We start from the raw sequence: 11,911 nt of genomic DNA on the forward strand, positions 1-11,911 counted from the left end.
GTCGAGCAACGGGCCGAAGCCGTCGACGTGCGCGATCAGGCTGTCGCGCAACGCCAACAGCGCCTTGCGCTGCCCCATCAACCCGCGCACCAGCGCATTCAAGCGTTGGCTCGTCGACGTGCCGGGGGCTGAGGCAAACCGCGAAGGCCGGGACGTATCCAGCGCTTGCTGCAAAAAGTTCGACGTGCCGGGCAATTGCAGGTCTTCCGGCACTTGCTGGCCCGTCGACAAATAGTTCAGCCGCAAGTCGTGTCGAATCAACGTATCCAGTACCGGTCCAAGCCGCGCAGCCTCATCGCACTTGCTGACGATGCAGTCGTCCAGGCGGCAACCGGCGGCGTGCGCGGCTTCGCGGTAGGTGTGCAGCACTTCATCGAGGGTATCGCCATGGCTGGCGGCGTTGAGCACCAGCATCAGGCGCACCGCGCGACCACTGCCGCCCAGTTGATGGATTTGCGTCACCAGGCGTGCGTCGCGCTGGCTCATGCCGACGGTGTCGATGAGCACCAGGCGCTTGTCGGCCAGCCCGCCCAGCAGCGGGCCAAGCGGCGCATCAGGCTCCAGGGTGTGCAACTCGACCCCCAGCAGTTGCGCATAAATGCGCAGTTGTTCGTGGGCACCGATCCGAAAACTGTCGGTGCTGACCAGTGCCACCTGGCCTGGGCCATGGCGCATGACATAACGCGCCGCCAGCTTGGCGGTGGTGGTGGTCTTGCCCACGCCGGTGGGGCCGACCAGGGCAATCACGGTGGGCTCGTTGAATAACTCGGCTTCATCGGCCAGTTGGTTCAGTTGGCTGTCCAGCCGTTGCATCAGCCAGGTCTTGAGCCGTGCCGGTGTGGCATCGGGCAACGGCGGCGGGCTGTGGCCCAGCAACTCCTGGCTGAGGCTGGCGCTGAAGCCGGCGTCGAGCAGCCATTTGAGCAAGGGCGAGGGTTTCCCCCGGCTATCGATCAACTGGCGCATAGCCTGAATTTCACTCAGCAGGCGTTCACTCAACGCGGCGAAATCCGCAGAGGCCGGCGCGGGCAGCTCTTCGGCCAGCGCCAGGATTTCCACGCCGGCATCGGTCATGCGGCTCGACAGGATCAACGCGTCTTCACCCAGGGCCAGGCGTACCTGGTTCATGGCTTCGCGGCTGTTGGCGCCGATAAATCGTTGAGTGCTCACTTGGGTTTGCCTCCGATCACGTTAGTCATGCGCAGGGTGCGGTCGTCGGGTATTTCGCTCAGGGCAATCACCGTGAGCTGGCGCAGGCGCCGCCGCAGGAAGCGCGACAGCACCGGACGCAGCTTGTTGGGCACCACCAGCACCGGCGGCTCGCTACTGTTTTCCTGACGCTTGAGGGTCAAGGTGGTCTGCTGCATCAGGTTGTCCGCCAGGCTCGGCTCCAGCGCGCCGCCATTGCCCACCGCCTGCATCAAGACCTGCTCCAGGTTGAAGTCGAGGCCGATCACTTTCAGTTCGGTTTTGTTGCCAAACAGCTGATTGACGATGGAGCGTCCCAGGGCCACGCGCACTACCGCCGTCAGCTCCTGCACATCCGGCGGTTGTTGTACGCCACCGTGTTCAGCCAGGGCATCGAGGATGGTGCGCATGTCGCGGATCGAGACGTTTTCTTCGAGCAGGTTCTGCAGCACGCGCTGCAACACCGTCAGCGACACCAGCTTGGGCACCACTTCGTCGACCAGGCCTTTGCTGTCGGGGCCGAGCTTGTCCAGCAGCTTCTGCACTTCGCCACGGCCAAGCATGTCCTTGGCGTGCTGATGCAGCAGGTGGTTGAGGTGGGTGGCGGTCACGGTGCTGGCGTCGACCACGGTGTAGCCATAGATCTGCCCGTGCTCGCGCAGGTTCGATTCGATCCAGATCGCCGGCAGCCCGAACGCCGGGTCCACCGCCGGCGTGCCTTCCAGCTCATGGGTGACCTTGCCGGGGTTGATCGCCAGCCACTTGCCGGGGAACACTTCGCCGCGGCCGATTTCCACGCCCTTGAGGCTGATGATGTAAGTGTTGGCGGCCAGTTCCAACTTGTCGCGTACATGCACCACCGGCGGCAAAAAGCCCACGTCCTGGGCGAATTTTTTGCGCAGGCTTTTGATCCGGGTGATCAGCTCGCCTTGCTGGCGCGCATCCACCAACTGGATCAGGCGATGGCCGACGCGCAGGCTCAGGGTGTCGACCAACTGCACATCGTCCCAGGAGGCTTCGCTGCTTTGCGAGGCCGATTTGGGCAGCAGGGTCTGCACCGGGGAGCCTTCCGGGGCCAGTTCCTCCTGTTTGGAGAACCACCAGCCCAGCCCGGCCAGTAGCCCGGTAAGAATCAGGAACACCAAGTTGGGCATGCCCGGTACCAGCCCGAGCAGGCCCATCACGCCGGCGGTCATCATCAGCACTTTCGGGCGGCTGAACAGTTGGCCCATCATCTGTTGGCCAACGTCCTGTTCAGTGTTCACGCGCGACACCGTGACACCGGCGGCAATCGAAATCACCAGGCCGGGAATCTGCGCCACCAGCCCGTCGCCGATGGTCAGCATGGTGTAGGTGTGGGCGGCATCGGAGAAGGCCATGCCGTGCTGCAGGATACCGATGGCCAGGCCACCGATGATGCACACGCCCATGATCACCAGCCCGGCCACGGCGTCACCGCGCACGAACTTGCTGGCGCCGTCCATGGAACCGAAGAAGTCAGCTTCCTGAGCGACTTCCTTGCGCCGCTGGCGGGCTTGCGGTTCGCCGATCAAGCCGGCGTTGAGGTCGGCGTCGATCGCCATCTGCTTACCGGGCATCGAGTCGAGGGTGAAGCGCGCGCCGACTTCGGCGATACGCCCGGCACCCTTGGTGATCACCATGAAGTTGATGGTCACCAGGATCAGGAACAGCGCCAGGCCCACGGCGAAGTTGCCGCCCACCAGGAACTCGCCGAAGGCCTCGATCACCTTGCCGGCCGCGTCGGGGCCGGTGTGGCCTTCCATCAGAATCACCCGCGTGGACGCCACGTTCAGCGACAGGCGCAGCAAGGTGGTGAACAGCAGCACCGAGGGAAACGCCGAGAAATCCAGGGGCTTTTCCGTGAGCATGCTGACCATCAGCACCATGATCGCCAGGGCGATATTGAAGGTGAACAGCAGGTCGAGGATGAACGTGGGCAGCGGCAGGATCATCATCGACAGGATGAGCACGATCAGCACCGGGCCGGTCATGATCTTGAGGTCGGTGGTGGCCAGCCAGGAGTCGGGGCCGAATAAATCGGTCATGCCTTTCATGCGTTCGGGTCATCCTCAGGTGTCGGGGTACGCGGACCACGCTGGTCCATGCCTGGCGGTACAGTCAGGTTCACCGGGGTCGGCGGCAGGTCGCCGCCGTGTTCGCTGACACGCTTGAGGCGAATGGCCCAGGCCACCACTTCAGCGACCACGGTGTACAGCTCGATGGGAATTTCGCGATCCAGGTCGACGTGGAAATACAGGGCCCGCGCCAGCGGCGGTGCTTCCAGCATCGGCAGATGATGTTCTGCGGCGATCTCGCGAATGCGCAGCGCCACGTCATCCGCGCCCTTGGCTACCACGCGCGGAGCGCCGTTCTTTTCTTTCTGGTACGACAAGGCCACTGCGAAGTGGCTGGGGTTGGTGACGATCACGTCGGCCTTGGGCACCTTGCTCATCATGCGGCGCCGCGCGCGGGCCTGTTGCATCTGGCGAATCCTCGCCTTGATATGCGGGTCGCCGTCGGCGTTCTTGTGTTCCTGGCGCTGCTCTTCCTTGGACATGCGCAGGTTCTTGGCGTAAGTCCATAATTGGTAAGGCACGTCCATGCCCACCACGATAATCAGTGCCGCGACACACATCGTGCAGGCGCTGGCGGTCAGGCTCAGCAGGGTGGCCAGGGCTTTTGGCGCGGGCATGTGCGGCAAGTTGAGCAACTGCTCGATGTGGCTGCGCAGAAAGAAGTAGATCACCGTGCCGATCAGGCTGGCCTTGGCGATGGCCTTCGCCAACTCCACCAGCACCTGCACTGAGAACAAGCGCGCCAGCCCGCTCATGGGGTTGACCCGGGAAAACTGCGGGCGCACGGCCTTCAGGGTGATCACCAGCCCACCCAGCAGGGCCGGCGCGGCGAGCGCGGCGAAGGTCGTCAGGGCGAAGAACGGGGCCAATGTCAGCAGCGCGATCTGGCTCAATGTCCACAGCGTACTGAGCATGCGCGCGGTGTCGAACAGCTGCGCGCGGTCGAACAGCAACGCCTGTTCCATCACCTGGCCAAGGTTGTCATAGAGGGTGCCGCCCATCAGCCACAGCCCGCCAATGCCGGCCAGCAGCATGACAAAGGTGTTCATTTCACGGGAACGTGCAACCTGGCCTTCTTCGCGGGCCTTTTCGATCCGTCGCGGCGTTGCCGCTTCGGTCTTGTCTTCTCTGCTGGTCTCGGCCATGGCTCTCCGGGCGCCTGCGGCAACCCGCGCGACCTGTCAAAGCCGCTATTGTGCGCAGGCGCCTCGGCCGCCGATCGCACGAACACCCGGCACAATCGCGCGCTAATGGGCGGATGGTTCCGCCGGACCGTATTCATCCTGGGACAGAATGCGTTCGGCCACACGGTTGTCGAGTACGGTGATTTCGATGCGGCGATTGGCGGCGTCATAAGGGCCTGCGCCGTGGAAGCGGATGCGGTCGGCCATGCCGGAAACGCGCAGCAGCTTGTTGGAGTCCAGGCCGCCGCTCACCAGTTCCTGGCGCGAGGCCTTGGCGCGGTCGGCGGACAGGTCCCAATTGTTGTAGCCGGCATCGCCGCCAGGGTAGGGGTGGCTATCGGTATGCCCGCTGATCTGAATGCGGTTGGGCAACTCGTTGAGCACCGGGGCGAACGTCTTGAGCAGCTTGCTCAGGTACGGCGCGACGTTGGCACTGCCCAGCTCGAACATCGGGCGTTTGTCGGTATCCAGCAACTGCACGCGCAGACCTTCGGGGCTCAGTTCTATTGCGATCTGCTGCTTGAGTTCGCGCAATTGCGGGTCGTGATCCACTGCACTATCCAGGCGCTGCTTGAGGGCTTCCAAGTGACGCCGTTCATCCCCGGAAAGACGCGAAGGGCGTGTGGTCTGGCGCGCGCGCTCGCCTTCGGAGAAGCGCTGGTCAGGCCCGCCGCCGGGGATCGCGCTGGTGCTGGAGGTGCTGCGATCGCCTTTGCTCATGGCCACCAGCAGCGGCGTGCTGAAGTACTCGGCAATTGCGTCCTTGTCGTTTTTGTTGGCGTTGGACAGCACCCACAGCACCAGGAACAGCGCCATCAGGGCGGTCATGAAGTCGGCGAAAGCAATCTTCCAGGCGCCGCCATGGTGGGCGTGCCGTGCGGCTTTTTTGCGCCGGATGATGATCGGTCGATCGCTCATGCTCAGTCGACTCCCGGTTGGCCGCCGCCACCCCGCACATAGGTTTCCAGTTCGAGGGCGCCAGGGCGTTCGCTGGTGTGCAGCGCCTTGCGGCCGAACTCCACGGCCAACTGCGGTGGCATGCCTTGCACGCTGGCCAGCAGCGTCACGCGGATGCATTGCAGCATCTTGGCGGACTCGGCGGCCTGCCGGTCGATACGGCTGGCCAGCGGTGCGACCAGCCCATAGGCCAGGTAGATACCCAGGAACGTACCGACCAGCGCATGGGCGATCATCTGGCCCATCAAGTCCGGCCCGACGTTCACCGCACTCAAGGCTTTGACCACGCCCATCACCGCCGCGACGATGCCGAAGGCCGGTAGGGCGTCGCTGACTTTGTAGAGGGCATCGGCAGGCAAGTGGGCTTCGTGTTCGAAGCCTTCGATCTCGTGCAGCATCAGCTCGTCAAGTTCATGGGCCTGCATGGCACTGCTGATCAGTAGGCGCAGGTAATCGGTGATGAACAGGATGATCAGCGGGTCAGCTACCAGCCGTGGGTATTGGGAGAAAATAGGGCTTTGCTCGGGTTCTTCGATATCTCGTTCCAGAGCGAGCATGCCTTCGCGGCGGGCCTTGCTCAGCAAGGCATAGAGCATGGCCATCAACTCCAGGTACAAGGTTTTGTCGTATTTGGCGCTGCGCTTGAAACGTGACACGGCACTGAGCGTGGCCCTGATGGCCTTGCCGTTATTGGCGGCAATGAACGCACCGACGCCGGCCCCGGCAATCATCAGCAACTCGGTGGGTTGATACAGCGGGCCAAGGGCGCCACCGGACAGGACAAAGCCACCGAACACCGATAACAGTACAACGATAAGCCCGGATACGATGAGCACGTGGTCGTTCCTTAGATTCAAGCAATGGATGACTTGCTGAATATCGGCAACGACGAGGGACGAATTGAGGAGGTTTTTGCAGACGGTGAAATTGAAAACGCCACAGATCCAATGTGGGAGGGGGCTTGCTCCCGATGGGGGTGGATCAGCCAAACAATCACTGACTGACACTCCCTCATCGGGGGCAAGCCCCCTCCCACATTGGATTGGGTTTACAGCTCAAGGGCTGGGCAGGTTGTCGACCCGGTGGTGCATGAAGGGCAGGGCCCCTGTTCAAGTACCTCTAAAGAACAACCGGATCAAATGTGGGAGGGGGCTTGCCCCCGATGGGGGTGGTCAGCCAAACAATGACTGACTGACACGCCTTCATCAGGAGCAAGTCCCCTCCCACATTTGGACCGGTTCAACTTAAGCCTTGCGTATCAGCAGTTGTGCGTCGATATCCCTGCGCTTCAGGGTCTTGCCCGCCCGCGAAGGCGGCTGGCAAATCCCACACACATACTGCTGCGCCGGTGCGTGTGAATGAGCAACGAATTCGCCGGAGCAGCACGAGCAGCGGATCAGCTCAAGCATGTCGCTTTCAAAAAAACGCACCAGGGTCCAGGCGCGGGTAAGTCCTAGCACCAGCTCTCCTTCCTGGTCGCCCACCTGCTCCAGGTACAGGCGATAGGCTTTGACGAAGGCATCGATGCGGTGCCCACCGATTTCCATCAGGCTGCGATAGATACCGTAGAACAGCGACGAGTGAATGTTCGGCAGCCATGTCACGAACCAGTCGGTGGAGAAGGGCAACATGCCTTTGGGGGGTGAGGCGCCGCGCACTTCCTTGTAGAGACGGATCAATCGACCTCGGCTCAGCGACGTTTCCGTTTCCAGCACCTGCAGTCGTGCGCCCAGTTCAATCAGTTCGATTGCCAGTTGCACTTGCTGCATTTCGGTGACCAGGCTTTTGTCTGACATGGATCAGCCTTCCCCGATGCGCAAATCGCCCGTGCGCTCAGCGGCGGCCATTAGCAGTGCGGAGTGAATTTCCACCATGCCCAGTTCGCGGGCGTTACCCAGCACTCTGGACAAGCGGTCGGTCTCTTCGAACACCGGGCGACAAATCAACTGGTTGACTCGTGCCAGTTGGGTCATTTGCTTGCTGCTGAGTTTGGTCAGCAGGTCAGCCATTTGTTCGCTGAGTTTCAGGCGAAAAATCGCGATCTCACGGTCTTTGCGCAATAGGTTTTGGGCCAGTAATAAATACGAAAGATTCAGGTCCTGGATGTCTTCAAGCTCAGTGTTGGTATTTGGCAACTTTCTACCCCTCCCGTTGGGTACTACAGTTCGGCACACCTAATGGTGCGACCTCTGGCAGACAGTGCTGCAAATCGACAAGTACTAAAGTCAGGCTTTTATAGTTGTACAACGAATGCCTGGTTGTAGCGTTACTCGGTTATCCATGCTCCCGGCCATGTGCTCACAGGCCGTGAATACCGAATTTTTTAATTTTTTCTAAAGTATCAAGTAGTTTGTACGATAACAGACTGAGGAATGTTATTTCTTGTCTGTTTTCATTACTTTACTGTGCATAATCGATGGTTTCATAATTATGTGTCTCGCGTAGATACAGCGTGTAAGTGGTTGTTATTTTTTTCGATACAAATAATGGCTTATTGGTATCACTTGATTGGATGAGGCTCGGTAAGCGGTGTTCAAATCGCTCTTCTTGCGGTTGATCTGCATCAGCTCGCCCAAGTCATTTTGTCGCGTATGCAAAAACCAATTTACTTGTTCTTCCAGCGCCAGGATCTGGCTGAGTAGTTCAAGCTTGTATTGCTGACCACTCGCATCAAGATCAACTTGGTCCTGCGCGCGGCGTAAGTAAGCAGCGTCGATCAGCCCCTGGGACTTCAATGCGAAGATGCCATCCCAATCGGCTTTTTTGGCGTATTCGAGCAGGCGTTGGGATTGTTCGAGCAGTTGTTCGTAAGCGGCGATCAGTTGTGCTTGCATCATGTCTACCGCTCTTCCTCGATGTGCGAACCAATGGCCAGCCAGGCGGCGGCGACGTTTTCCAGTAACGTCGCGGCCGTGGTCAGTGCGGTGTCATCATTGTTCAGGTTTGCGTGAAGCAGCACACGAACCACGTAGTCGTAGAGTTGGTCGAGTTGCACAGCGATGTCACCTCCTTGCTCAAGGTCCAGCGAGGCGCGTAAACCCTGGCTGACGATATTGATTGCCTTGGTGATGGCCTTGCCTTTTTCGGCGATATGGCCGGCCTGCATATGCAGGCGCGCGATACGAATCGACGCCTGGTAGCTGTCGAAGAGCATCACGATTCTTTGGTGAGGGGAGGCCGCCAAAATGCCGCTTTCCACGCCCACCCTGGCGTAGGCATTCGCGTCTCGAAGGGAACTCATCTGATTTGCTCCGGGTGTGGTCGTCAATCGTCGCTGTTAAGCGCATCGAACTGGGTCGTCAGGTAATCGGACGTGGAGTTGAGCGACGAGATCAAGGTGTCGAGTTGGGTGAACTCGTCGGTCCAGCGCGCCATCTCGGAGTCGATCAGCGCCTGCTTTTCGACATAGCGCTCTTCAAGTTGCACCAGTTTGGATTCCAGGCTGTCGGTCCTGGCGACGATCAGGCCGCTGTCTTCGTCCAGGTAGTTGTCGAGGTCGTCCGTCATTTGGCCAATGAAGCCGGAGGTGCCGTCGGTACCGATAAAGAACTCCGACACGGCGTCGATGTTGTCGGTGATGGCGCTGGTCAGGGTGTCTTCGTCAACCAGCAGAGTGCCATCGACCTCCAGGGAAATGCCCAGTTGCGAAAGGTAACTGAAGGTGCCGCTGCCGATGGCGGTGTACAGGTCGCTGCTCAATTCCGTGCTGATGCGTCGGGTGGTTGAGTCCCCCATCAATTCGCCCGCGGTGTCGGCATCCGCGTCGTAGGCGGTGAGGGTGTCCACGCTGGAGACATAACTGTTGTAGGCGGTGACGAACGCGGAGATGGCGTCGTAGATCGTGTCGGTGTCCTGGGAAATCGTCAGGGTTTGCGAGCTGCCGACAGCAGACAGGTTCAGCGTGACGCCCTGCACGGCGTCTTCCACGGTGTTGCTTTGGCTGGTGATCGAGATGCCGTTGAGGGTCAGCTCGGCGTCCAGCGCTTCCACGGTCTGGGTCATGTTGCCGCTGCTGCCATCGTAGCCGAACAGGCTGGAGGCCTCGTCGGTGCTGTCGGTGCCGGTATAGGTTACGGTCATGTCCGATTCGGTGCCGGTGCTGTCAGAGGTCAGCACCAGGCGGTACGGCGTGTCGCTGCCATCGTTGACGATCGAGGCGGTCACGCCGGCCCCAGAGGCGTTGATGGCGGTGCGAATGCCTTCAAGCGTGTTGTTGCTGCTGTCCAAGGTGATCGACACCGCGTCCGCCGTGCCCACTTGCAGGGTCAGGGTCCCGGTGCCCAGGGCAGTGGTTTTGCTGGCGACGCCGTCGGTGCTCAGGCTTTGGGCCTGGGCCAGTTGGGTCACTTGCAGTGTGTAGGTGCCGGCTTCGGCTTCGCTGGTGGTGGCTGCGGTGACACCGCTGCCGGACAGGCTGGTGGTCAGCGACTCGTACAGGCTTGAATCGGCCAGGGCTTCTGCCGCCGTTTGCAGTTCGGTCAGGGCGCTGGTGAGGGTGCCGTAGGCGGATATTTCCGCATTGACCGAGGTTTCCTGGTTGGTGATGGGCGTCAGCAGGCTGGCTTCCTTGGACTCCTCCAGGCTGGTCAGGATGCTGTCCAGGTCCAGCCCGGAGCCGACCCCCAGGGAAGTGATGGTTGCAGTCGAGGTGGTGGAAGTCGTGGTTGCCATGTGAATGCCTGTCCTGGTTTGTGTTCACACTCGATGGGGTGCGGTTGAACCCAACATCGGCAAACGGCTGCCCCGTCTTTAGGCAAGCGCCGAAGTTTTTACACCTGCATGGCCATCACGTCTTTATAGGCACTGAGCAGGCGGTTGCGCACCTGTACGCCCATCTGGAAGGCCACGCTGGCCTTTTGCGAATCGGCCATCACATCGCTCAGCGACACCGACTCACTGCCGGCCTGGAAGGCGTTGGACTGGCGGGTGGCGGTCTGTTGCAACTGGTTGATGCGCTGCAATGACGACTGCAACTCGCCGGCAAACCCCGTGGCGGGGGCGAAACGTTGCGTGCCGGTGCCTTCGGCCTGTTCGGCCAGCAGCGACAGTTGTTGTAGGGCATTGGTCAGCGCAGACGAATTCATGCTGCAGGTTCCATGGGAAGCGATCAGGCCAGCAGATTAGCAAGCCTGGCGACCTGCACATTCGTCCAATTGAGCACAAAAGCGGTGGCTTTTCCGGCGTTTAGCTTTTGGCATTTTCGCCAGAATGAAGTCCTGCCAGCCATCCCTCTCTGCTAGGGGCGGCTGATCGACTACTACTGTTACCGGACTCTGCAATGTCTTTCGTACAGGCCCTACCCTCGCTATCGAGGTGTTCGTGAGTACCGCAGTCCTGGCCAAAGGCGCGCAAAAGAATCTGGCGACCCGTGCGCCAACCCGGCCGCTGGAGGCATTGACCACGCTGTTTCGCAACCAGCCCTTGTTGCCTCTGCTGCTGGCCGCCGCTGCCGCTGTTGCCGTTGTGGTGGCGCTGCTGCTGTGGGCGCGCGAGCCGGAATATCGCGTGTTGTTTTCCGGGCTTGGCGAAGCGGATGGCGGACAAATCATCGGTGAGCTGGACAGGCGTGCGATTCCTTACCGCCTGAGCGAAGGCGGCAACACCATCCTCGTGCCCGGCGACAAGATGAACGCCCTGCGCCTGCAACTGGCCGAGCAGGGCTTGCCCAAGGGCGGCAGCGTCGGCTTCGAATTGCTCGACAAGCAGGCCTTCGGCGTCAGCCAGTTTGCCGAACACCTTAACTACCAGCGCGGCCTCGAAGGCGAACTGGCGCGCACCATCGAGTCCCTGGGACCGGTGGCCAAGGCGCGGGTGCATCTGGTGATGGCCAAGCAATCGGTATTTGTTCGCGACCGCGAGGCTGCGCGCGCCTCGGTGGTGCTGACCCTGCAACCCGGCCGTGAGTTGGGGCAAAGCCAGGCCAGCGCGATTGTGCACCTGGTCACTTCCAGCGTGCCGGAGCTGAGTGTCGATGCGGTGACGGTGGTTGACCAGAACGGGCGTCTGCTGTCCCAGGTGCGCGGCGATACAACCGGACCCGACGGCACGCAACTGGACTATGTGCATGAGATCGAGCGCTCCTATCAGCGGCGTATCGAAGACATCCTCACGCCGCTGCTCGGCAGCCAGAACGTGCATGCCCAGGTCGTCGCCCAAGTGGATTTCTCCACCCGTGAAAGCACCGCCGAACGCTACGCGCCCAACCAGGACAGCAATGAAGCGGCAAAACCGCGCCTGGCGCAAATCGCCGATCGCGCCGCGCAGTGGTTCCTGCTGTGCTCGCTGATCGCCGCCGTGCTGATCGGCCTGCTGTGGTGGCAGTTGGACGCATCGCGGGCATTCTGGATCGTACTGGCAATGATCGTGGCGTCTGGCCGGAAGAACTCAGCAGCCCTGCGCTGTTCGACGTGGCCTCGCGCGCCGAAATCCTGATGTTCGCCCACAGCCTGATCGCCAGCGAAGCCCTGGATGAAGCGGCGCTCAAAC

At 61.1% G+C, this 11,911-nt stretch carries 11 protein-coding genes and 2 pseudogenes; 2 read left to right on the forward strand and 11 right to left on the reverse strand.

The window, feature by feature from the left end; all coding sequences use genetic code 11:
* From L9Z73_RS16190 to fliE, 11 genes are all read right to left on the reverse strand, one after another.
* A partial coding sequence (locus tag L9Z73_RS16190) for a flagellar biosynthesis protein FlhF (RefSeq protein WP_247402810.1) occupies positions 1-1,170 on the reverse strand: 1,170 nt, incomplete at its 3' end.
* Positions 1,167-3,263 (reverse strand): flagellar biosynthesis protein FlhA, encoded by a 2,097-nt coding sequence (gene flhA, locus L9Z73_RS16195; RefSeq protein WP_373423736.1) that lies wholly within the window; start codon positions 3,261-3,263, stop codon positions 1,167-1,169. The genes flhA and L9Z73_RS16190, both read right to left, overlap by 4 nt.
* Entirely contained in the window at positions 3,260-4,429 is a 1,170-nt protein-coding gene (gene flhB / locus L9Z73_RS16200) for a flagellar biosynthesis protein FlhB (protein ID WP_247402816.1), read from the reverse strand. The genes flhA and flhB overlap by 4 nt, the downstream gene beginning before the upstream one ends.
* A gap of 102 nt (positions 4,430-4,531) precedes the next feature.
* Positions 4,532-5,386, reverse strand: coding sequence for a flagellar motor protein MotB (gene motB, locus L9Z73_RS16205; protein ID WP_247402819.1), 855 nt, complete (start codon positions 5,384-5,386; stop codon positions 4,532-4,534).
* A 2-nt stretch (positions 5,387-5,388) separates the two neighbouring features.
* Positions 5,389-6,261 carry a flagellar motor stator protein MotA gene (motA, locus tag L9Z73_RS16210; RefSeq protein WP_247402823.1) on the reverse strand — a complete coding sequence of 291 codons (873 nt, stop codon included), beginning with the start codon at positions 6,259-6,261 and terminating at the stop codon, positions 5,389-5,391.
* A 408-nt stretch (positions 6,262-6,669) separates the two neighbouring features.
* Positions 6,670-7,221: a flagellar transcriptional regulator FlhC gene (gene flhC, locus L9Z73_RS16215; protein WP_247402826.1), complete on the reverse strand. Its 552-nt coding sequence runs from the start codon at positions 7,219-7,221 to the stop codon at positions 6,670-6,672.
* Positions 7,222-7,224: 3 nt separating this feature from the next.
* Complete coding sequence (gene flhD, locus L9Z73_RS16220) at positions 7,225-7,560, reverse strand: flagellar transcriptional regulator FlhD (protein ID WP_247402829.1); 336 nt, start codon at positions 7,558-7,560, stop codon at positions 7,225-7,227.
* Between the two features lie 330 nt (positions 7,561-7,890).
* Positions 7,891-8,262 (reverse strand): flagellar protein FliT, encoded by a 372-nt coding sequence (gene fliT, locus L9Z73_RS16225; RefSeq protein ID WP_247402832.1) that lies wholly within the window; start codon positions 8,260-8,262, stop codon positions 7,891-7,893.
* Between the two features lie 2 nt (positions 8,263-8,264).
* Positions 8,265-8,666: a flagellar export chaperone FliS gene (gene fliS, locus L9Z73_RS16230; protein WP_247402835.1), complete on the reverse strand. Its 402-nt coding sequence runs from the start codon at positions 8,664-8,666 to the stop codon at positions 8,265-8,267.
* 23 nt (positions 8,667-8,689) lie between these two features.
* Positions 8,690-10,096 (reverse strand): flagellar filament capping protein FliD, encoded by a 1,407-nt coding sequence (fliD, locus tag L9Z73_RS16235; protein WP_247402840.1) that lies wholly within the window; start codon positions 10,094-10,096, stop codon positions 8,690-8,692.
* Between the two features lie 98 nt (positions 10,097-10,194).
* Positions 10,195-10,509: a flagellar hook-basal body complex protein FliE gene (gene fliE / locus L9Z73_RS16240; protein WP_247402843.1), complete on the reverse strand. Its 315-nt coding sequence runs from the start codon at positions 10,507-10,509 to the stop codon at positions 10,195-10,197.
* A 235-nt stretch (positions 10,510-10,744) separates the two neighbouring features.
* Here fliE and fliF point away from each other — a divergent pair.
* Together fliF and L9Z73_RS16250 are read left to right on the forward strand one after the other, a co-directional pair.
* Positions 10,745-11,737 (forward strand): annotated as a pseudogene (gene fliF / locus L9Z73_RS16245) (flagellar basal-body MS-ring/collar protein FliF); the annotation flags it as partial.
* Positions 11,737-11,911: pseudogene (locus L9Z73_RS16250) on the forward strand (polysaccharide deacetylase family protein); the annotation flags it as partial. The pseudogenes fliF and L9Z73_RS16250, both read left to right, overlap by 1 nt.

The organism is Pseudomonas emilianonis (genome assembly GCF_023072625.1).
Classification (GTDB): Bacteria; Pseudomonadota; Gammaproteobacteria; order Pseudomonadales; family Pseudomonadaceae; genus Aquipseudomonas; species Aquipseudomonas paraveronii.

Coding starts and splice junctions, on each gene's coding strand:
- fliD (WP_247402840.1), bottom strand. CDS start 10,096: ATGGCAACCACGACTTCCACCACCTCGACTGCAACCATCACTTCCCTG.
- flhC (WP_247402826.1), bottom strand. CDS start 7,221: ATGTCAGACAAAAGCCTGGTCACCGAAATGCAGCAAGTGCAACTGGCA.
- flhB (WP_247402816.1), bottom strand. CDS start 4,429: ATGGCCGAGACCAGCAGAGAAGACAAGACCGAAGCGGCAACGCCGCGA.
- fliS (WP_247402835.1), bottom strand. CDS start 8,666: ATGAGTTCCCTTCGAGACGCGAATGCCTACGCCAGGGTGGGCGTGGAA.
- flhA (WP_373423736.1), bottom strand. CDS start 3,263: ATGAAAGGCATGACCGATTTATTCGGCCCCGACTCCTGGCTGGCCACC.
- fliE (WP_247402843.1), bottom strand. CDS start 10,509: ATGAATTCGTCTGCGCTGACCAATGCCCTACAACAACTGTCGCTGCTG.
- fliT (WP_247402832.1), bottom strand. CDS start 8,262: ATGATGCAAGCACAACTGATCGCCGCTTACGAACAACTGCTCGAACAA.
- motB (WP_247402819.1), bottom strand. CDS start 5,386: ATGAGCGATCGACCGATCATCATCCGGCGCAAAAAAGCCGCACGGCAC.